General features: G+C 68.4%; 22 protein-coding genes and 2 tRNA genes. 13 read left to right on the top strand and 11 right to left on the bottom strand.

The window, feature by feature from the left end; all coding sequences use genetic code 11:
- Positions 1-97 precede the first annotated feature (97 nt).
- The 13 genes from BARAN1_RS05205 to BARAN1_RS05145 all read left to right on the top strand — a co-directional run bounded on the left by BARAN1_RS05205 (position 98) and on the right by BARAN1_RS05145 (position 13,851).
- Positions 98-391 carry a HypC/HybG/HupF family hydrogenase formation chaperone gene (locus BARAN1_RS05205; RefSeq protein WP_122031500.1) on the top strand — a complete coding sequence of 98 codons (294 nt, stop codon included), beginning with the start codon at positions 98-100 and terminating at the stop codon, positions 389-391.
- Positions 392-433: 42 nt separating this feature from the next.
- Positions 434-1,549, top strand: a complete 1,116-nt coding sequence (hypD, locus tag BARAN1_RS05200; RefSeq protein WP_231944247.1) for a hydrogenase formation protein HypD — start codon at positions 434-436, stop codon at positions 1,547-1,549.
- Positions 1,546-2,574: a hydrogenase expression/formation protein HypE gene (gene hypE / locus BARAN1_RS05195; RefSeq protein WP_122031499.1), complete on the top strand. Its 1,029-nt coding sequence runs from the start codon at positions 1,546-1,548 to the stop codon at positions 2,572-2,574. Before hypD ends, hypE begins: the two co-directional genes overlap by 4 nt.
- A gap of 100 nt (positions 2,575-2,674) precedes the next feature.
- Complete coding sequence (locus tag BARAN1_RS05190; RefSeq protein ID WP_122031498.1) at positions 2,675-7,048, top strand: GAF domain-containing protein; 4,374 nt, start codon at positions 2,675-2,677, stop codon at positions 7,046-7,048.
- Positions 7,049-7,102: 54 nt separating this feature from the next.
- A tRNA-Arg gene (locus BARAN1_RS05185) sits at positions 7,103-7,176 on the top strand.
- Positions 7,177-7,248: 72 nt separating this feature from the next.
- Positions 7,249-8,124, top strand: a complete 876-nt coding sequence (locus BARAN1_RS05180) for a diacylglycerol/lipid kinase family protein (RefSeq protein ID WP_122031497.1) — start codon at positions 7,249-7,251, stop codon at positions 8,122-8,124.
- A 441-nt stretch (positions 8,125-8,565) separates the two neighbouring features.
- Positions 8,566-8,871 carry an ArsR/SmtB family transcription factor gene (locus tag BARAN1_RS05175; protein WP_122031496.1) on the top strand — a complete coding sequence of 102 codons (306 nt, stop codon included), beginning with the start codon at positions 8,566-8,568 and terminating at the stop codon, positions 8,869-8,871.
- The gene (locus BARAN1_RS05170; protein ID WP_122031495.1) at positions 8,868-10,175 is read left to right on the top strand and encodes a permease; all 1,308 of its coding nucleotides are present in this window, start codon (positions 8,868-8,870) and stop codon (positions 10,173-10,175) included. Before BARAN1_RS05175 ends, BARAN1_RS05170 begins: the two co-directional genes overlap by 4 nt.
- A 9-nt stretch (positions 10,176-10,184) precedes the next feature.
- Positions 10,185-10,373, top strand: coding sequence for a hypothetical protein (locus BARAN1_RS05165; protein WP_122031494.1), 189 nt, complete (start codon positions 10,185-10,187; stop codon positions 10,371-10,373).
- Between the two features lie 33 nt (positions 10,374-10,406).
- The gene (locus tag BARAN1_RS05160) at positions 10,407-10,655 is read left to right on the top strand and encodes a thioredoxin family protein (RefSeq protein ID WP_122031493.1); all 249 of its coding nucleotides are present in this window, start codon (positions 10,407-10,409) and stop codon (positions 10,653-10,655) included.
- A gap of 23 nt (positions 10,656-10,678) precedes the next feature.
- Positions 10,679-11,749 carry a rhodanese-like domain-containing protein gene (locus BARAN1_RS05155; protein ID WP_122031492.1) on the top strand — a complete coding sequence of 357 codons (1,071 nt, stop codon included), beginning with the start codon at positions 10,679-10,681 and terminating at the stop codon, positions 11,747-11,749.
- A 79-nt stretch (positions 11,750-11,828) separates the two neighbouring features.
- Positions 11,829-12,293 carry a TlpA family protein disulfide reductase gene (locus tag BARAN1_RS05150; RefSeq protein WP_157959494.1) on the top strand — a complete coding sequence of 155 codons (465 nt, stop codon included), beginning with the start codon at positions 11,829-11,831 and terminating at the stop codon, positions 12,291-12,293.
- A 58-nt stretch (positions 12,294-12,351) separates the two neighbouring features.
- Positions 12,352-13,851, top strand: coding sequence for a cytochrome c biogenesis protein CcdA (locus BARAN1_RS05145; protein ID WP_157959493.1), 1,500 nt, complete (start codon positions 12,352-12,354; stop codon positions 13,849-13,851).
- A 7-nt stretch (positions 13,852-13,858) separates the two neighbouring features.
- Here the strand turns inward: BARAN1_RS05145 and BARAN1_RS05140 are convergent, their stop codons facing one another.
- The 11 genes from BARAN1_RS05140 to rplU form a co-directional block, all read right to left on the bottom strand.
- Positions 13,859-15,139, bottom strand: a complete 1,281-nt coding sequence (locus tag BARAN1_RS05140; protein WP_122031489.1) for an ATP-binding protein — start codon at positions 15,137-15,139, stop codon at positions 13,859-13,861.
- A 9-nt stretch (positions 15,140-15,148) separates the two neighbouring features.
- A tRNA-Val gene (locus BARAN1_RS05135) sits at positions 15,149-15,221 on the bottom strand.
- A 45-nt stretch (positions 15,222-15,266) separates the two neighbouring features.
- Entirely contained in the window at positions 15,267-16,445 is a 1,179-nt protein-coding gene (locus BARAN1_RS05130) for an Rne/Rng family ribonuclease (RefSeq protein WP_157959492.1), read from the bottom strand.
- Between the two features lie 101 nt (positions 16,446-16,546).
- Positions 16,547-16,903: a 50S ribosomal protein L20 gene (gene rplT / locus BARAN1_RS05125; protein WP_122031487.1), complete on the bottom strand. Its 357-nt coding sequence runs from the start codon at positions 16,901-16,903 to the stop codon at positions 16,547-16,549.
- A gap of 13 nt (positions 16,904-16,916) precedes the next feature.
- Positions 16,917-17,108, bottom strand: a complete 192-nt coding sequence (rpmI, locus tag BARAN1_RS05120) for a 50S ribosomal protein L35 (protein ID WP_122031486.1) — start codon at positions 17,106-17,108, stop codon at positions 16,917-16,919.
- A complete protein-coding gene (gene infC, locus BARAN1_RS05115; protein ID WP_122031485.1) occupies positions 17,068-17,616 on the bottom strand; it encodes a translation initiation factor IF-3 in 549 nt (182 codons plus the stop codon). The genes rpmI and infC overlap by 41 nt, the downstream gene beginning before the upstream one ends.
- Positions 17,617-17,640: 24 nt before the next feature.
- Positions 17,641-18,258: a nicotinate-nucleotide adenylyltransferase gene (gene nadD / locus BARAN1_RS05110; protein WP_162297754.1), complete on the bottom strand. Its 618-nt coding sequence runs from the start codon at positions 18,256-18,258 to the stop codon at positions 17,641-17,643.
- Complete coding sequence (gene obgE, locus BARAN1_RS05105) at positions 18,242-19,513, bottom strand: GTPase ObgE (RefSeq protein WP_122031483.1); 1,272 nt, start codon at positions 19,511-19,513, stop codon at positions 18,242-18,244. The genes nadD and obgE overlap by 17 nt, the downstream gene beginning before the upstream one ends.
- Before the next feature lie 8 nt (positions 19,514-19,521).
- Positions 19,522-19,782 (bottom strand): 50S ribosomal protein L27, encoded by a 261-nt coding sequence (gene rpmA, locus BARAN1_RS05100; protein WP_122031482.1) that lies wholly within the window; start codon positions 19,780-19,782, stop codon positions 19,522-19,524.
- A 9-nt stretch (positions 19,783-19,791) separates the two neighbouring features.
- The gene (locus BARAN1_RS05095; RefSeq protein ID WP_122031481.1) at positions 19,792-20,112 is read right to left on the bottom strand and encodes a ribosomal-processing cysteine protease Prp; all 321 of its coding nucleotides are present in this window, start codon (positions 20,110-20,112) and stop codon (positions 19,792-19,794) included.
- 6 nt (positions 20,113-20,118) lie between these two features.
- The gene (rplU, locus tag BARAN1_RS05090; RefSeq protein WP_122031795.1) at positions 20,119-20,436 is read right to left on the bottom strand and encodes a 50S ribosomal protein L21; all 318 of its coding nucleotides are present in this window, start codon (positions 20,434-20,436) and stop codon (positions 20,119-20,121) included.
- Positions 20,437-20,444 lie beyond the last annotated feature (8 nt).

The following is a 20,444-nucleotide window of genomic DNA, read 5'->3' as shown; positions in this document are numbered from 1 at the left end:
GAGCCCGATGATACACACGCTCTCGTTTTGAGGCACAGCCCTCGCTCGGCCCGTTGTGGGGGGGGATGGGGCCCGCTAGAATGGGTTCCGATCGCGCATGTGTCTCGCCATCCCGACGAAGGTGCTCACGCTGGACGGGAACGTGGCCACGGTGGACGTGCAGGGCGTTCAGGCCCGGGTGCGGCTCGATGCCCTCGGGGAGGAGGTTCGGATCGGGGACTACCTCCTCGTCCACGCCGGGTTCGCCATCCGCCGCCTCGATCCCCAGGATGCCGCGGAAACGTTGGCCCTGTTCGATGAGCTGTTCGCCCTCGATCCGCAGGGTGCCTCTCCTCCGACAGGGGTGGCCCCGGATCCCGCTGGACCACGGCATGACTCGCGTCCCGCCTGAACGAGGGTTCGACCGCGCCCCTGCGACGGAAAAAGAGGGGCGATGCCCGCCGGCGTCCTGATGCCGTCCTCGGGCACGACCTTCCCGCTGCGTGACCCACACCGGGCGCGGGCGTTGGGCGACCTCATCCGCCGCTATGCCCCACCGTACCCGGTGCGGATCGTCCACGTCTGCGGGACCCACGAGATGGCGATCGCCCAGCACGGGCTGCGGTCCCTCCTCCCGGAAGGGGTGGAGGTCCTCGAGGGGCCAGGGTGCCCGGTGTGCGTGACCCCGACCGTGGACCTCGATCGGGCGGCGAAACTGGCCGCGGGGGGGGCGATCCTGTGCACGTTCGGGGACATGACGCGCGTGCCGGGGACCCGCGTGACGCTTGCCGAGGCGCGGGCCCAAGGCGCCGACGTGCGGGTGGTCCTGTCCGCGGCGGATGCGGTGGATGTGGCGCAGGCCCATCCGGACCGCGACGTGGTGTTCTTCGCTGTGGGGTTCGAGACGACCGCCCCCGGCACGGCCGCCGTGCTCCTCGACTCCCCCCCGCCCAACTTCTACGTCCTCTCTTCCCACCGCCTCATCCCCCCCGCGCTGGGGGCGCTCCTCGCCGGCCCGCCGGCGCCGATCGCGGGGTTCCTCGCGCCGGGGCACGTGTCCACGATCATCGGGGCGCGGGCGTACCGGTTCGTCGTTGAGCGGTATCACGTCCCGGTCGTGGTCGCTGGGTTCGAACCCCTGGACATCCTGTACGCGATCGCCCTCCTCCTGCGCCAGCTTCGCGAGGGCCGGGTGGAGGTGGAGAACGGGTACCCGCGGGCGGTGAGCGAGGACGGGAACCTCCGCGCCCAGGCGCTCCTCGCGCGGGCGTTTGCGCCCTCCGATGCTGTATGGCGGGGGATCGGGCTGATCCCCGGTTCGGGCCTGCGGATCCGCGAGGAGCTCGCCCATCTCGATGCGGAGCGGGCGTTCTCGGTTCCGGCCGAGCCAGGGGAGGACAAGCCTCCGGGCTGCTTGTGCTCGGAGGTCCTCCTCGCGCGGGCCGTGCCCGCGGAGTGCCCTCTCTTCCGCAACGGGTGCACGCCCCTCTCTCCGGTGGGGCCATGCATGGTGGGATCGGAAGGGGCATGCAACGTGTGGTACCGGTACGGGGGGAGGCCCGACCTATGACCGGCCGCCTGTCGGACGAGGGGGTAACAGCCCTCCACGGTGCCGGCGGCGAGCTGATGGGGAAGTTCCTCGCCGAGCGGGTCCTGCCCCTGTTCCAGCTGCGGTCGGCGGGGCCGATCGGGCTCGACCAGCTCGACGATGGGGCGGTGGTGGACCTCCCCCCCGGCCACCTCGTTGTCACCACCGACAACCACGTGGTGAAACCGTTCCTTTTCCCCGGCGGGGACATCGGGAGGCTCGCCGTGTGCGGGACGGTGAACGACCTCGCTGTGATGGGGGCCCGTCCGGTGGCCCTCACGCTGGGGCTCCTCCTCGAGGAGGGTTTCCCCTTCTCCGATCTGGAGCGGGTCCTTCGCTCCGCGGCGGGGGTCCTCGCGGAACTCGGAGTGCCCCTCGTCGCCGGGGACACGAAGGTCATGGGGAGGGGAGAGCTCGATCGGATCGCGATCAACACGACGGGGATCGGCGTTGCGGAGCGGGTCATCTCCGATGCGGGGCTCCGCGTGGGGGACGCGATCCTCGTCACGGGGACGGTCGGGGACCACGGGATGGCCCTCCTCGCTGCCCGCGAGGGGTTCAAGCTCGCGACTGGGCTCACGAGCGACGTCGCCCCGCTGTGGCCGCTCCTCGCGCCCGTACTCGCCTCGGGGGGGATCACGGCGATGAAGGACCCCACCCGGGGCGGGCTCGCCGCAGCCCTCAACGAGATGGCGCGGAAGGCAGGGGTCGGGATCGAGATCCACGAGGAGGCGATCCCGCTCCGCCCCGAGGCGAGGGCGCTGTCCGAGCTCCTCGGGATCAGCTCCCTTGAGGTGGCATGCGAGGGCCGGGCTGTCCTCGCGGTCGTCCCAGACCGAGCCGAGGCGGTCCTGTCCCTCCTCCGCGACCACCCGCTCGGGCGGGACAGCCAGATCATCGGGGAGGTCATCCCCACCTACCCTGGCCGGGTGATCCTCGATACGGGGATCGGGGGACGGAGGTTCCTCGAGATGCCCCTCGGCGACCCCGTTCCCCGCATCTGCTAGCGGAGGTGGCTGATCTGCCCTCTTGACGGAAGCCCCGCGCCTGGATCGGGACCGGTAAGCTTCGGATAATGCCGCTCGTCCGGAGGAAGGTGCCGCGCTGATGGACCACGGACATGGGGCACATCTCGTGGAGTTCCTGCGGGCGCTGAACAGCGACCCCGCTCTCCCGGCTGTCGCGCGCACGATTCTGGAGCATGCCCTGGAGATCCTCCCCCAAGCCCAATCCGCGACCTTTCTCTCCCTGAACGACGAGGAGGGGGTGTTCGAGTATCAGGCCGCGGTGGGCTATGACCTGGGGGAGCTATCCCAGCTCAAGCTCCCCCAAGACCGCACCATCCAGCACCAGTTGGGCCTCACGAGCCCGGCCATCATCCGCGATCCGCAGCGGCTCTACCGCGACCTCCTCCCTCCCCCCATTGCGCGCGAGCTCGATGCGTTCCCCGTTGCCGCGTTCATCACGTTTCCCATCCTCGTCGCGGGAGAGGTGATCGCCTACTTCAACGTGAACAGCCGGGACGATCCCGATGCCTTCTCTCCGGCTGATCTCGACCGTCTGCAGGGGGTGTGGGAGGAGATCACCCTCGCTGTGCGCAGGGCCCGGGAGCGGGCAGCGCTCGCTGATTCGGAGCGGCGGTTCCGGCTCCTGTTCGAGCGCCTGGCCGATCCCGTCTACATCACCTCTCTCGACGGGACCATCCTCGAGGCCAACCCGGCGGCGGAGAGGCAGACCGGCTACTCCCGCTCCGAGCTCATCGGGATGAACATCATGCGCGATCTGGCTGCGGAGGAGCCGGCAATCACCTATGACACGGCCAACGAGCGGCTCGCCCACGGGGAGATCGTCCACTTCGAGGAGAAGAAGCGCCGCAAGGATGGAACAGTCTTTATCACCGACTGCGCCATCACCTTGTTCGAGTACAAGGGTAAGCCGGCCACCCTGTCGGTGAACCGGGACATCACGGACCGCAAAGGCCTCGAACAACTTTTGGAGAGCCGGTTGACGCAGCTTCAGGCCCTCTACCGCGCGTCCATCCTCCTCTCCGCGACGCTCGACCGAGATAAGCTTGTCCAGGACGTGGTTACGCTGGTACAAGATGCCACGGGGGCCGACTTCGCCAACGTGCTCCTGTTCGATGAGGGGGGACGGCCCCTCCGCACCCTCGAGCCCCACGGCGCGCCCCCGATCCCCCTCCAGATCCGCGAACGCGGGTTATCGGCCTGGATCCGGGAGACGGGGCAGCCGGTGGTGATCGAGGAGATCCGGGACGATGGGACCACCGATCCTCCGATCCGGTGGCCGGGCCGTCGCCAGGCCCCCCTCCAGGTGAGCCCCGTCCTCATTGAGGGAGGCATCCGGTCCCTGGCGGGGATCCCCATCCGCGGCGAGGGGCGGGTGATGGGGATCCTCTACGTCCACAGCTACGAGAGAAGGGCCTTCGCTGGGCAGGTCGAGTTCCTGACCTCTCTCGCCCGCCAGATTGCGGTGGCGTTGGAGAACGCCTCCCTCTACGCCACGCTCCGGGAGAGCGAGGCCCAGTGGCGGCTCCTATTCGAGGAATCGCCGGTGGGGATTCACGTGGAGGACTTCTCAGGGGTCAAGACGATGCTCGACGCCCTTCGTGGGCAGGGGGTGAGCGACCTCATAGCCTACGTCGCGGAGAACCCCGACTTCCTCCGGGCGTGTGCGGAAGCGATGCGCCTCGTCCATGCCAACCGCGCTGCCCTCGCCCTCTACGGCGCGCGGGACCAGGCCCAACAGGTCGCCCATCTTCGGGGGAAGATCCTTACGGAACCGGGCGCCCCGTTTGTCCAACAGCTCCTCGCCATCTGGCAGGGGAAGACGGAGGCGACCTTCCTCGTCGTCAATCCAGACGTCCAGGGAAGGGCGGTTCACGTTCAGCTCAAGTGGCGGGTCTTCCCCGGCCACGAAAAGACCTACGACCGCGTTCTCGTGTCCCTCGTTGATCTCACGGAGCGGGTGGCGGCCGAGGAGGCGACCGCCCGCCGCGACGCGGTGCTCGGCGCCGTGGCCTTCGCTGCAGAGCTGTTCCTGCGGGCCCAGCCCCTCGATGAGGAGATCCCGGGGGTTCTGGCTCGCCTAGGGGAGGCGATCGGGGTGAGCCGGGTCTACCTCTTCCAGGACCACCGCGACGCAGCCGGGCGACGGCTGGCCAGCCAGAAGTTCGAATGGGTGGCACCTGGCATCTCTCCCCAGATCGGTAACCCTAAGCTCCAGGGTCTTCCGTACCTGGAGGGTGGGTTATCCCGGTGGGAGGAGGCGTTCTCCCGCGGGGAGCCGATCGCGGGCCCGGTGCGGGAGTTCCCCCCCGCGGAGCAGTCCGTCCTTCGGCCTCAGGGGATCCTCTCCCTCCTCGCCGTGCCGATCTTCGTGGCCACCGAGCGGTGGGGGTTCCTCGGGCTCGACGACTGCGTCCGGGAGCGGGAGTGGTCAGAGATCGAGGTCGAGGCCCTCCGGATGGCAGCGAGGACGCTTGGCGCGGCGATCGAGCGGGCGAAGATCGTGGAGGACCTCCAGGCCCTGAACGCCAACCTGCGAGGGCTGTATGAGGTGTCGGTTGCCCTGGGGACGAGCCTCGACCTCGAGAGCGTGTTCGCCCGGGTGTACGAGGAGATCGCCCGGCTCATCCCCTGCGATGCGTTCGTCCTCGCACTGGTGGACGCCGCCCGCCGTGAGTTCCGGCTTGCGTACGCAGTGGAGGAAGGGGAGCGCCTTCCCGAGGTCGTGCACCCCCTCGATCATGAGCAGAGCCTGACGGGCTGGATCGTGGCCACCAAGCGTCCCCTCCTCGTCCGCGACTTCGAGGCCGAGAGCGATCAGCTCCCGGCGGCGCCGCAATTGGTGGGCAAGGATGTGCGGAGTTGGCTTGGCGTCCCCCTCCTCTTTCAGGATGAGGTGCTGGGCGCCCTCTCGGTCCAAAGTTTCGCTCCGGGCGCTTACGGGGAGGAGGACCTCCGCCTTCTGGAGACGATCTCCGCCCCGGTGGCCACGGCGATCCACAACGCGCGCACCTACGCCGGACTGGCGGTCCTCGAGGAGAAGCTGAGGAGGGTGGAGGCATACTCGCGCCGAATGAAGCTCGCCCGCGATAAGGGTGAACTGTACAGCCTCGTCCTCGAGCTGACCGGGTCCGTGTTGGGCTATCGGCCATGCGCGATCCTCGAGCCATGTGGGGAAGAGCTGACGGTGGTGGCGGGGCACGACGAGATCGCGTGGGCCCAGGGGATGCGATTCGGCAGGAACGGGAGGGGGATCACCACCGCCGCGTTCCGGTCGCGGGAACCGGAGTACGCGGCGGACGTGTCGAGCGATGAGCGCTACGTCATCGGGGACCCCACCACGCATAGCGAGCTCGCCGTCCCCATCGTCCTCGGGGAGAGGGTGTTCGGGATTTTGGATGTCCAAACTGCGGCGGCAAGCGGGATCCCCGCCGAGGACCGGGATCTCCTCAACATCGTTGCCTCCGAGCTCGCTGTGGCTCTGGCCGGGTTGGAGCGGCTGGGACAGGTGGAGGCCGTGAACGAGCGGCTGGCTGGCCTCCACGGGCTGGTGATGCGGCTTTCAAGCTGCACGACGGTGGAAGAGCTGTGTGAGGTGGCTGCCCACGAGGCGGTGCGGATCCTCGGGTTCACCACCTACACCGTGAGCCTGGTCGAAGGGGATTGGCTCGTCCCCCAGGCCTCGGTGGGGGTCGAGGGCCGCCCCCTGCGGCAGGGGGAGGGGGTCGCCTGGCAGACGCTTGCGCGCGGCCAAACGATCTCGGGCAACCTCGAGGACATGCCGCAAGCGCGGCCGGTCCGGCCCGATCTGCGGAGCATCCTGTCCGTTCCGATCGGGGACTTCGGCGTGTTCCAGGTGGTGTCCACGGCGTGCGATGCCTTCTCCGCCGAGGATACGCTCGTGGCCGAGATCTTCGCCGGGCACCTCCAGGAGGAGATCCGGCGGATCCGCGTTGAGGAACAACTGCGGGAGCAGGCGATCCGCGATCCCCTGACCGGCCTCTACAACCGGAGGACTCTGGTGGGGGTCCTGGAGCGGGAGATCGAGCGGGCGAAGCGCTATGGACACCCCCTGACCCTCGTCATGGCGGATGTTGACGACTTCAAGAGTGTGAACGATCGTCATGGACACCTGGTGGGCGACGCCGTGCTGCGCCGCGTTGCGGAGGTCCTCCGCGGGAGCGTGCGGGCGGGGGATTACGTGTTCCGCTATGGGGGGGAGGAGTTCGTGCTTGTCCTCCCCGAGACGGGGGACGGGACGGGCGTCCTCCCGCGGCTGCAGGAGGCGGTGCGGGGGATCTCCCTCCCTGACGTGCCCGGCCTTTCGGTGAGCCTGAGCGTGGGCCACGCGGTGTGGAACCCGGTCCGGGATGGCCCGACCACGGTCGAGGCCCTCCTCCGCCGGGCGGACGAGGTCCTCTATGGGATGAAGCGGCACCGGGCCCGCAGAAGGTGACAGCGCACGGCCGGTTGCATCGGTGGGGCGGCGCCGACTATGATGGCGGGCGAGGCGCCCGTAGCTCAGCTGGACAGAGCAGCGGTTTCCTAAACCGCAGGCCGGAGGTTCGAGTCCTCCCGGGCGTACCCGTCCGCGGCGGCCGGCCGGGGCAGGGAAGTAAAGCTCATCCTCCCCGTCAACCGAGGTAGAATGAGGCCATGGGACAGGTACACGTGGTCCTCAACCCGGCGGCGGATCGCGGCCGGGCCGGGGAGCGACGGGAGGAGCTGAGCCAGGCCCTTGAGGCGGCGGGGATTCTAGCCCAGGTCGTCCTCACGGACGGGCCGGGACACGCGATCGAGCTCGCCCGGGATGCGGTGCGGGCGGGGGCGACGGTCGTCGCCGCGGCGGGGGGGGACGGGACGGTCCACGAGGTCGGCCAGGCCCTGGTGGGGACGGACGTCGCCCTGGGGATCCTCCCCATGGGGTCAGGGAACGACTACATCCGGGTGCTGGGGATCCCCCGGGACCTCGCCGGCGCCGCGGCAATCCTCGCCCGCGGTGAGGTGCGGATCGTGGATGTGGCAAACGTCAACGGACAGTTCTCCCTCAACTCGGTGGGGATGGGCATTGACGGCCAGATCGCCGCGGACTACCTCCGCATGCGGGCCCTGAAGGGAGAACTTGGGTACCTCTCGGCGACCGTCCTCGAGGTGATCCGCTTCCGCGCGTTCCGGGCGGAGGTCGTGGGCGATGGGTGGACGTTCACGGGGAAGGTGTTGGCCGTATCGGTGATGAACGGTTCCTACGCCGGGGGAGGGTACCGCCTCGCCCCGCAGGCCTGCCTCGATGACGGGGCGCTCGATGTGGGGATCATCGGCGATTACCCGCGCGTGGTGCGGTGCGTGGTCCTCCCCAAGACGCGCGACGGGACCTACCTCGACTTAGCGCGCGTGCACGCCAAGAAGGCCCAGCGGGTTTCGATCCGCAGCGATCGGCCGGTCCCGGTGCACATGGATGGGGAGCTCCTTCCGGAACCCATCCAGGAGATCGAGGTTTCGCTGCGGCCCCAGGCTTTGCACGTAGTCGCCTGATCCTCGGAGACGCTGGGGGAGCTCCGAGGCCCGCGGCCCCCTCGGTGCACGTCTCCTGCTGGCACGCCACCCGCAGGCGGATTGGCGCGCATCGCCATCCCCAACCTGGAAGGGCGCCGCGAACCCCGCTGTTCGGGGTCCGTTGGCCGCTTCCCGCGGTTCGGCAGTTATGGGATCACCAAAATTCCGTTGGGAACAAAGATCGACGCTACGATCGTCTCTCTGCCCACTCCGCGCACTTTGCGGGGGAGCACTGTCTAGCCTCAAGGATCCGGTGTCCTCCGCGCGGTCGAAGGCCCCACAGGCCCTTCTCAGCCATGCTGCTCGCGCACGCATCTCCCCCGGGTGTCCCTCTCAGCCGGGACACGAGGGCCTTCCATCGGCCTTGACAGGATGGGTTGTCCGTACTAGGATGCGGGCATTCGTGCATGGTTGTGCAATATGACAAGTAACGCGATAGAGACGGATGAATCGGTTCTGAGCACGATCGGCAAGGCCCTCGCCCACCCGGCCCGGGTGGAGCTGCTGCGCCTTCTCGAGGACGGCGAGCGGTGCGGGTGCGAGTTCGTGCCCTCGCTCAACCTCGATCCATCCGTCGTCTCGCGGCACCTCGCCGTTCTCTCGCGGGCGGGTCTGATCGTCTCTCGGCGCGATGGAGTGCGGATCATGTGGCGGCTCGTCCGGCCCGACATCCCCCGTCTGTTGTCCTGCCTGGCCAACCTGCAGTGCTCACGGCAATCTGAATGAAGCGCGAACTGCGTCTGTCCCTCCTCCTGGGAGGCACGTTCCTCGCTGCGTACCTCGTCCCGTGGTCGGCTCCGGCCGTGCAGAAGGCCCTGTCGGAGGCGGTCCTCCTCCTCCAGGACTACGCCCGGGAGCACGTGCTCACCTGCCTCATCCCAGCCCTGTTCATCGCCGGCGGGATCGCGGTGCTCGTGTCGCAGGCGTCCGTGATCCGCTACCTCGGCTACGGGGCGAAGAGGATCCTCGCCTACGGGGTGGCCTCGGTCGCGGGGACGGTGCTGGCCGTGTGCTCGTGCACCGTGCTGCCGCTGTTCGCCGGGATCTACACGCGGGGCGCGGGCCTCGGGCCGGCGACGGCGTTCCTCTACTCGGGGCCGGCGATCAACGTGCTGGCGATCATCCTCACCGCGCGCGTGCTGGGGCCGTCCCTCGGGATCGCCCGCGCGATCGGCGCGGTGGTCTTCTCGATCGTGATCGGGCTCGCGATGCACGCCCTGTTCCGGAAGGAGGAGAAGGCGAAGGCGGATGCCGCGGTGCCGACGCCCCCTCCCCCGGCCCGCGCGCTGTGGAAGACGGTCGTTCTGTTTGCGCTCATGATCGCGGTGCTCGTGATCGCCACCTGGGGCCGACCGGCGGGCGTCACGGTGACGCTCCGCGACGGGTCCGTCGTCTCCGGCACCCGCGCTGGGGAGGAAGCCTCCTCTCTTCTTTTGGTGCCGGAAGGAGGGGAGGAGATCGCCTCCCTCCCCAAGGCGGAGATCGTAGGGGTGGAGTACAGCCCGTCGGCCTATACCACCCTTTGGCGGCACCGGTACGCGGTGGCCGGGGTGTTCCTCGTCGCGCTGCTTGTTCTTCTCCCGTTCTGGGTCGGCAAAGAGGAGGGATTGGCGTGGGCCCGCTCCACGTGGGACTACGCGCTCCTCATCCTCCCGTACCTGTTCGGCGGCGTCCTGGTGGCGGGGTTCCTCTTCGGACGGCCGGGGGAGGAGGCCCTCATCCCCTCGGCTTGGGTCCAGGCCGCGGTGGGCGGGAACTCGTGGGCGTCGTGTGCGGTGGCATCGGTGGCGGGGGCGTTCATGTACTTTGCCACGCTCACCGAAGTCCCGATCCTCCACGGGCTCCTCGGGTCGGGAATGGGCCAGGGGCCGGCCCTGGCCCTCCTCCTCGCCGGCCCGGCGCTGTCCTTGCCCTCGATGCTCGTCCTCCGCCGTGTCCTCGGAACGAAGAGGACAGGGGCGTTCATCCTGCTCGTGGTGGTGTTGTCCACCTTGGCGGGGAAGCTCTACGGGACGGTGATCGGAGGATGAGTGGGTGCTGTGGTCCTCAGGACGAAGGGCCTACGGGAACGTGCGCGCTGCTCGTGCGCGGCGGAGGGACGTCCCAGGGGGATGGTCCAGCGTTACCTCAACTGGAACGAGGAGTCACGGGGGGCGAAGGTTGTAAAGGCGGTGTGCGGGGTTGTGGTGATCCGGGCGGGCTTGGACGTGGTCTACGCGGCGCCGTGAGCGAGCGAAACCGGGGCTGCTAAGGAGGTGTAGATGCTCAAGCTTGAGGTACTGGGTACGGGGTGCCCCAAGTGTCAGGCCACCCTGCGCAACGCGGAGCAGGCGGTGGCCGAGCTGGGGGTGGACGCGGAGATCGTGAAGGTGGAGGATTTGCGGGAGATCATGGCGCGGGGAGTGATGATGACGCCGGCGCTCGCCATCGACGGCGAGATCGTCGTGTCCGGCCACATCGCTCCCGTGGCGGAGATCAAGAAACACCTCGAAGAGAAGGGGCGTGGCTAGCGCCGTGCCAAAGGGAGGAACAGATGAAGCGGATGGCGTACTTGGTCCTGGCGTTGGGTGTGGTCGCGGGGATGGCCGCGGCTGCCCCCCGGCTGGTGGTGGACCCGGAGGTCTATGACTTCGGAACGGCGATGGACGGGACGGTCATCCGATTCGTCGTTACCCTGAAGAACAGCGGCGACAGCACGCTCTACATCAGCAGCGTGGGCTACAACTGCTCCTGCACGAGCTATTCCCTGGCTGTGCGGACCCTCAACCCGGGCGAGTCGACGACGATGACGGTCACGTTCAACACCCGGAACTACAGCAGCCACGCTCAGCCCGTCTCCCAGCTGGTGACCATCCACTCGAACGACCCGGCCCGACCCGAGCTGCCGATCGTGGTGCGCGGCATCGTCCGCACCCTTGCCCCCTACGAGGGCACAGCGTCCCTGTTGGAACAGGATTTCTACGTGCTCGTCGACCTTCGGTCGGCCGAGGACTACGCCCGGGGGCACCTCCTCGGCGCGGTGAACATCCCGGTCGCCGAACTCTCCGCGCACCTCGGGGAGCTCCCGAAGTCGAAGATCATCTACCTCTACGATGCAACGGGGATCGAGGCCACTCAGGCCGTCCAGCTTCTCCAGCAGAACGCGTTCACCCTCGCCCGTGTCCTCGCGGGTGGCCTCCTCGGATGGTGGCAGGCGTATGGGGACCTGTTCTTCGTGTGGGCCCCCGATGCAGTGCGGACCCCGCCGACGGGGACGCCGTACTACGGCACGTGGGCGGTGGTCCAGCCGTCCCAGCTCGCGAAGAAGTACCAGTACGTGGTGGACCTCCGCTCCCCGCCGACCTACGCTGCGGGCCACTTCCCAGGGGCGGAGAACGTGGCCCTCGCCACCCGGGATGAGCTCGTGGCGTGGGCGGCCCGCCTCCCGCGCCCGATCCCCGGGACGTCGCTTGCGATTTGGATTGTGGACGAGGATGGTTCCCAGGCGTGCGACGTGGCCCAATACCTGCAGGGGATCGGGTTCACCCAGGCGCGGTGCCTGTTCGGGGGGGTCGCGGCCTGGCGGGCCCAGTTCGGGGACGAGCTCCTCTTCCCGGAGCGGTAGTCGGATCTGGCTGCGGGGGGAGCAAAAGGCCCTGGGAGGAACTGGGCTCCCCTGCTTCCGTGACGCGCAAGGAGGGAGCGTGAGGACGGTAGGAATGGTGGTAGCACTCATCCTGTCGGGAGCGGTCGCAGCTGCGGCCCCGGTCGAGCTCCACTACTTCTGGTCCGCAACCTGCCCGGACTGCCAGGTGATGAAGGCGTTCCTGGCCGAGCTCGCCCAGGAGTACCCCGACCTCGCAATCGTTGCGCACGAGGTCACGTTCACCCCCGACAACTGGCGCCTCATGGCCACCCTTGCCCAGGCGTACGGCCTGGAGAAGGAGACCACGCCCACGGTGTTCGTGGGGGACCTGGCCGTGGCCGGAATCGGTCGGGCGGTGGAACTGCAGATCCGGGAAGAGGTGGAGCGCTGCCTCGGGGCCGGCTGTCCTTCCCCCCTGGCTCGCCTCCCCCAGAAGCTCCGCCCTGTGCTGAGCCCACTCGAGATCGCGGTGCTTCTGGCGGTGGGGGTGCTGCTGATCTTGGTCGTGGGCGGTGGAGGATGAACGTGCTGGATTCCACGCGCGAAGCGCTGGGGCCGGGGTCGCCCGCGAAGGAGGGCGGATGAACGCGGTCATGGACTGGAAGCGATGGATCCTGGTGCTCGCCGCCGTGGGCCTCGTGGTGGGGGCTGGCCTCGCGGGCGGGGCGACCGAACTCCTGTTCTTCTACGACGAGAGCTGCACGCACTGTAAGCAAGTTGAGTCGTTCCTGACGGATCTCCAGCAGGCTGGCCTCGAGTTCACGATCGAACGCTACGAGATTCACGCCCCAGAAGGGTGGAACCTCCTCCTCCGGCTCCTCGGCGTCTACCACGCTGACATCGGTTCTGTCCCGATGGTGTTCGTGGGCGAGGTTGCGGTGGTGGGGGACACGTTTTATGGGCTGGGCCCTGAGCCGATCGTGTACACGGGGGCGGCCTACGACCTCGTGCTGGAGGAGGCGGTGCGGGCGGCCGTGGTCGCGAACGCTCCCTCCCCGCTCACCCTCCTTCCTCCGGTGGCGACGGAGGCGGTGGTCATCGTCCCCTCCGATCCGTGTTTGGACTCGGGTTGCGTCCTCCTCGACCTCCACCTAACCCAGCTTGGGGAGACGTACCCCGCCCTCGGGATCCGCCGGTTGGCGGTCACGGATCCGAATGCATCGTCCACGTTCGAGAAGCTCCTGCGGCTGTATGGGGTGCGGGGGGATCCGCCTGCCCTGTTCGTGGGCGATGCGGCGGTGGTGGGGGGGAACGTGTACCTCCCGCGGCGCGATCCTGTTCCTCTCTCGAGCCCGGCCGGGGAGGTCGCGCTCCGCGAGGCGGTGGCGAAGGCGGTGGAGGCCAAGGCGACCTCCCCCCTCGACCGGCTGCGGCTACGGGAGCAGCTCACCTTGGGAGCGGTGGTCGTCGGTGCAGCCCTTGACTCGATCAACCCCTGTGACTTCGCTGTTCTGGTCCTCCTCCTCGGGACCTTGCTCGTCGTGGGGAAGAGGGTCAAGGTGATCTGGGCCGGCCTCGCCTTCGCGGCGGGGATCTTCGTGGCCTATTTCGCGATCGGGTTCGGCCTGTACGCTGTGCTCGGGATCACGGTCGGGTCGCGGGCGTTCCGCGTGCCGTTCATCCTCGCCGTCTCCTCGCTCGCCATTCTCATCGGCCTGTGGGAGATGAAGGACCTCCTCTGGTACGGGAAGTGGTTCTCGATCGAGGTCCCCGAGAGGTGGAAGCCGTCGGTGAAGAGGATCACGGCGTCGGTGGTGTCGGTCCCCGGCGCGTTCGTGATCGGGCTCGTGGACTCCCTGTTCCTCGCCCCATGCACGTCGGGCCCCTACATCGTGATCCTCACCCTCCTCTCCCAGACCACGAGCCGGGTCCAAGGGGCGCTGTGGCTCCTCCTCTACAACTTCATCTTCATCCTCCCCATGATCGCGATCGCGCTCATGGTCCACTTCGGGTTCACCACCACCGCCCGGGCGGAGCGGTGGCGGACGGCAAAGCTGGGGACGCTCCACTTCGCGGCGGGGCTGGTGATGGTCCTCCTCGGGGTCGGGATGATCGTTGGGGTCCTCCTGGGCTACCTGTAGACCTGCGTCAGCGGTTGCGGTGGAGCTCCCACAGGGTGGCGAGGGCGGGCTGGAAGCGATGGGCGAACGCGTCCGCGCTCGTCGGCTCGGGCGTGTTGGGGACGGTTTCGTACGGAACCCGGATGCCCCCGAGCGGGAGGTACCCCTGGCCGTGAGGGGCGAGGGTGGCCCAGTCGTCGCGGGCGTAGGTGCGCTCCATCTCCTCGCGGGGGACAGAGTGGGTGAGGATCCCCGCCCGGCGGTCGCGATCGTAGCGGGCGATGTTCCGGCGCCACGATTCCGCGAATGTGACGTCGAGGTAGAGGATCGCCGCTTTCGGTAAAAACGTCGGGGACCACAGATGGAGGGCATCTCGGTACGCGGTCGGTCCGCCGCGGGCGAACTCGACGATCACCGTCTCCCCGGGGGCGACGGGGTGGCAGGCCAGGTCCTCCTGGAGCTTCAGGATGAGGAACGGCCATACCCCCTCATCGGTGACCGCGTAGTTCTCCCCGGCCCGGCGCGAATGAAGCCGGCCCCGCCCGGCCTTCTCCCAGAGGTCATCCGCCACGAACAGCTCCCACAGGAGGGGGAAGTCGTCCGCCACCCGCAGCCGGCCGAGGTGGTAGGCGGCCGCCCGCTCGTCCGGGGATAGGTGGCGGAGGAACTGGATCAGTTCGGACTTCCCCGCCGCAGGTCGGCCGAGGAGGAACAGGTACGGGAGGACCTCTCCATTGGACTGCCCGCGGTAGGCGAGCCCGGCGGCGGAAGTAACGTCCTCGAGGACCTCGGCTGGGGGGCGGTCGGCCTCGACGAGCCAGAGATCGCTCCCCTGCCTGGCGTGCCAGGCGTCGAGCCAGGGGAGCATCCTCCTCAGGATCTCCTCCGACACGGCGTAACGGGGATTGGCTCGGCCCCTTTGGCGGGCGCGGGACACTGCGATGGGGGCGACGAACCGCACGAACCGGTTCGGCCAAACGATGTTCGGTTCCCGCTCCCGGAATTGGGCGAGGAACGAGGTATCGCCCAACGCGGCGGCGTAGGCAGCGTGGACGGCGAGGTGGGACTCCTCGATCACGGTCCTCCCAGCGGAGAGAGCGTCGCGGATCGCGCGCTCACGCTCGGGGAGCCGCGCCCAGATCGCCTCGCTCAGTCGGGCCCTCTCGCGGAAGAGATCGATCCCCTCTTGCTCGGCAGCCTCCTTGACCAGCTCGGGGAGGACCACCACCTGATCGGGGTAGTACAAGCGAAGAACGGACAGGACCTCGCTCTTTCCCAGCGCGGGCAGGCCTTCGACTGAGATGTGCATAGGGGGGACTGGGCGGAGGAGGACTTGAACCCCCGACTTCTCCCCCGTGAAGGGAGCGCTCTACCAACTGAGCTATCCGCCCTGCGTAGCGATGGTAGCCGGCCCGTTTTGCACGCGCAAGTTGGGACTAGCTCTCGCCGTTGTCCTCGATCATCGCGATCAAGGACTCCCCTTCCCGGCGCCGGGTGATCTCGACCAGCCCCAACTTGGTGATCCCGATGAGGTCCACCGGCACGCGGTCCTTCTTCAGCTCGGCCTCGAGGCGGGCGATCACCTTCTGCTCATCGGCTTCGCTCTCCATGTCCACCAGGTCCACGATGATGATCCCCGAGATCTTCCGCAACCGGAGGATGCGCGGGATTTCCTTCGCTGCCTCGAGGTTGGTGCTGAGGATCGCCGAGTCCTGTGTGCGGTGCCGGATGTCGGAGCCCGTGTTGACGTCGATCGCGGTGAGGGCCTCCGTCTCGTCCACCACGAGGAACCCGCCCGCCTGGAGCGGGATCTTGCGCTGCAGCGCCTCGCGCAGCCGGCGCTCGATGTCGTAGCGCACGAACAAGGGGACCTGCCCCCGGTACAGCCGGACGCGGCGGCGGAGGTGGGGAAGGCGTAGTTCGCCGAGGAACTCCTGGATCCCCTTCTGCTCGTCAGCGTCGTCCACGATGAGGGAGTTCACGGTCTCGAGAAAGCGGTCGCGGACGAGGGTCCGCACGAGGTCGAGGGGTTCGTGGAGGAGCTGCGGGGGGGTGGCCTCCGCGGCTGCCCGCTCGATCCCGCCCCAGACCTCCTGGAGGCGGCGGAAGTCAACGGCGAGCTCCTCTTCATCTGCGTGGAACGCGGCGGTGCGGGCGATGAGGCCCTGCCCCTCTCCCTTGAGCTCGTGCGCAATCCGGCGGAGGCGCTTCGCATCCTCGGGATCCCCCACCCGCCGGGAGATCCCGACCCGATCCTCGGTCGGCAGGAACACCCAGTACCGCCCGGGGAGGCTGATCTTCGTCGTCCCCTGGGGGTTCTTCTTCCCCATCCCTTCCCGCCGGACCTGGATCAGCACGGTATCCCCGGGGCGGAGCACCTTCTGGATGGGCACGCTCTCCTTCCACGGCTCGAACCCCTTGGCGACGAGGAGGGCATCGCTGATCTCGTGCTCGGAGAGAAAAAGGGCTTTCCTCTCCCCGACATTCACGAAGGCGGCCCCCATCCCGGGGAGGACCGTCTCCACCTTCCCCTGGTAGATGTTGCCCACCAGGGCCCGGCGTGCCGGGGCATCGAAGTGGACCTCGACGAGCTCGCCGTCCTCGACGATCGCCACCCGCCTCCGGGGGCCGGAGGGCGTTCGCTCGACCGTGATCAGGATGTGATTGCCCTTGAGCGTGCGACCTCCACGTCAGCGTAGCGCGGGCCCGGGGGCCCTTAGGCGCGCCGCATCTCCTTGGCGACGGTTACCACCTGGGAAAATGCCTGCGGATCGCGCTGAGCGATGTCGGCGAGCATCTTCCGGTTCAGCCCCACGCCGGCCTTGTGCAGGCCCCCCATGAACGCGGAGTAGGAGAGCCCGTGGCCCTTCGCTGCCGCTCCGATGCGGACCATCCACAACCTGCGCATCGTCCGCTTCTCCAGTTTGCGCGACACGTACATGTGCCGCTGCGCCTTGAACACGGACTGCTTCGCGATTCGGTAGCAGGAGCGCCGCTTCCCCTGGAACCCCTTGGTCTGCTGGAGGACCTTCCGCCGCCGCCGGCCGTGTTTCACCCCGCCTGGAACTCGCATCGTCCTTCCTCCTCTAGATACTCAGGATCCGCCGCAACCGCTTGCGATCGGCACCGCGCACCTCGACGGGCCGCCCTGCTTCGCGGCGGTACTGGGGTCGCATCTTTGACAGCTTGTGCTTGCGGTTGGCGTGCTGGTGGAAAATCCTCCCCGTCCCCGAGATCCTAAATCTCTTCGCTGACGCTCTGTGCGTTTTTGTCTTCAACGCGCCCTCCTTTGACGGGAACGAGCAGCATCTGCAGCGTCCTTCCCTTGCTCGTCATGTCTTGATCGACCTTCGCCATGTCCTTCGTCGCCGCCGCCACCCGGGCCAGGATCTCTTCCCCCTTGCCGATATGGATGATCTGCCGGCCCTTGAAGAACACCGACACGCGCACCATGTGGCCCGCGCTGAGGAACTCGCGGATCCGCGCGAGCTTCGTCTGAAAATCGTGTTCCCCAGTCTGGATCGTGAACTTCACCTCTTTGAGGCGGGTAGCCTTCTGCTGTTTCTTCTCCCGCTTCTCCAGTTGGTACCGGTACTTCCCGTAGTCCACGATCTTGCACACCACCGGGTTCGCCTCGGGAGCCACCTCCACAAGATCGAGCCCCTTCTCACGCGCCATGGCCAGCGCCCGGTCCACAGGGAGCACGCCCAAGCTGCGTCCTTCGGGGTCGATCAGGAGAACCTCTCTCGCTCGGATCTGCTCGTTTACTCGGAACTCCCGTCGAATGGGTCCCTCCTCATAACATGTATTCTAGCCGCCCAGGCGGGGGGTGGCCACGCCGTACAAACCATGGGCGCGGATCCACTGGTCCACCGCCGGGGGGACGAGGCCCTCCGTCGGGAGGCCGCACCGGTAGCGGCGACGGATCTCGGATGAGGACATGGAGATGAGGGGCATGTCCAGGAAGTGGATCTGGGCACGGTCGAACGGGGGGCGGTGGAAGACGGTCGGAGGCGTCCCGGGCCGGGGGGCAACGATGAACGGGCAGCTTGCAAGGAGCCGCGGCCAGTCGTGCCAGGTCTCGATCCGGGCGAAGATGTCTGCCCCCACGATGTAGGCCACGCCCTCGGGGTGGAGCTCCCTCATCGTCGCCACCGTGTCCACAGTGTAGCAGGGACCGGGGCGGTCCACCTCGATCCGGGATACGGAGAACTGGGGATGTCCCTCCACGGCGAGGCAGACCATCGTGTACCGGGCCTCGGCGGGTGTCCCCTCGTCCACCGCGCGGTGGGGGGGGCGCCCGGTGGGGATGAACACGACCTTTCGCAGCCCGAATTGGCGCCAGGCTTCCTCGGCCACACGGAGGTGGCCGATGTGGATCGGGTTGAACGTGCCGCCGAACAACCCTGTCCTACCCTGTAAGCTCAAACTCCTGTCCTCCGATGCGCACGGTGGACCCGGGACGGAAGCCGCGCCGCTTGAGCGCAGCGAGCACCCCGAGGCGTTCCAACCTCGTCTGGAAGTATTCCTGGGCGTCGCGGGTTGAGAGATCAAGGCGCCGCACCAGGCGCTCCACCGCCGGCCCGCGCACGACGAGCTGACCCTCCTCCTCGGCCACCTCGAACGGAACCCGGTCCGGGGTGAGCTGCCACACCCGTCGCGCCGGGGCCTCTGCCGCCGCAAGCGGCGGAGGGTTCTCCTGGAGCTTGCGCCCGAGGAGGAGCAGGAGCTCCCGGATCCCCCGTCCGGTCACGGCGGAGATGGGGTGAAGCTCGATCCCCGCTTCGCGGAACCGGTGCACTTCTGCGGACACACGCTCCGGGGGGAGGAGGTCGGCCTTGTTCCCCGCCACGACCTCCGGCTTCGCCCTCAGCTCTTCCCACGCTTCGATCTCGCGACGGAGCAACCCGTGGTCGGCCAGGGGATCGCGTCCCTCCACCCCGGCCAGGTCCACCACGTGGAGGAGGACCCTCGCCCGGGTCGCATGGCGGAGGAACCGGTCCCCGAGGCCCTTCCCCTCGTGGGCGCCCTCGATCAGGCCCGGCAGGTCCGCGAGCACGAGCGAGCTGCCGTCCCCGACCTCGGCCAGGCCGAGGTTCGGGGCGAGGGTGGTGAACGGGTAGGGAGCGACCTTCACCTTCCGCCGCGACACCCGCGCGAGGAGCGACGATTTGCCCACGTTGGGGAACCCGATGATCCCGACGTCGGCCAGGACGCGGAGCTCGAGCCGGATCCACCGCTCCTCTCCCTCCTCCCCGAACTCGCGGATCCACGGGGCCTGGCGGGCGGAATTGGTGAACGCCTTGTTCCCACGCCCGCCGCGTCCCCCCCGGGCGATGCGGGCCTCCGCCCCGTCGGTTGCGAGGTCGGCGAGGATCTCCCCCGTCCCGGCGTCGCGGACCACGGTGCCCACTGGAACGTGGATCACGAGGTCGGTGCCATTCTTCCCTTGGCGGCAGTTCGGACCACCGTGGCCGCCGTGGCCGGCGCGAAAGTGGATCTGGTTTTGGAATTGGAGGAGGGTCCCCACGGAACGGGTGGCACGCAGGAGGACATCCCCTCCCCGACCGCCGCTCCCGCCGTCGGGGGTGCCGCGGGGATTGGTGCGGGTCCTGTGGAAGCTGATGAGTCCGTTCCCCCCCCGTCCCGAGGCGACATGGATCTTCGCCTCATCGACCCACATTCGGGGGGCTACCCCTCCTCGTGGAGCGGGTCCACGTTCACGTACACGCGGTTGTGCCCGGCGAACCGGACCGTGCCCGTGGTCTTGGCGAAGATCGTGAAGTCCCGGCCCATGCCGACGCCGAAACCCGGGTAGAACCTGGTTCCCCGCTGACGGACGATGATGCACCCCGGCCGCACGAGCTCGCCGCCGTAGCGCTTGATCCCCAGCCGCTGGCCGGGGGAGTCATGGACGTTTTGGGTTGAACCGCCACTTGTCTTATGTGCCATCCTGTCCTCTCACACCGCTACGCTCTCCCCAACCTCGTGCACCGCGATCCGCCCCGGGCGGTTGCGGGAGAGAGCGCGCAATCCCAAGACCATCGTCTCCACGATGGCGTCGACCTCGCGGTCGAGGAAGAACGCCGACCGGTCCACCTGGAACCGCAGGAGATGCCCCTCCTTCGTGACCGCGGGATCGAGGTGGAGGTAGTCCCGCAGGCCGAGGACCGGCGCCTCCACGAGGGCGGCGGCGGCGAGCCCTTCCGCAGACTCGTCGCCCTGCAGGGTCACGGCCTGGACCCGGCCCTCCTCGTCTCGCTCGATCACCACTTCCACCATGCCCGGCTACCCCTTTTCGATCGCCAGGATCCGCGTGCGCATGTAGGGCTGGCGGTGCCCCTTCTTCCGCCGGTACCCCTTCTTGGGGGCGAACCGCCGGATGATCACCTTGGGCCCGCGCCCGCTCTCCATGACCTCCCCCACGACCTTGACACCGGTCAGGTAGGGGCGGCCGACCTCCACCCCCGCGCCGTTGCGTACGAGGAGCACGCGATCGAACGTCACCTTGTCCCCCACGTTCACCGTGGGAAGGAGCTCGTGCACGATCTCGGCCTCGGCCTCGACGCGGTACTGTTTGCCTCCGATCTCGACGACAGCGTACATAGCCACCT

Origin of the sequence: Candidatus Bipolaricaulis anaerobius, assembly GCF_900465355.1 — a bacterium.
GTDB lineage: Bacteria > Bipolaricaulota > Bipolaricaulia > Bipolaricaulales > Bipolaricaulaceae > Bipolaricaulis > Bipolaricaulis anaerobius.
The sequence above is the reverse complement of the archived record's forward strand: the minus strand, read 5'-3'. Positions and strand labels throughout refer to the sequence as shown.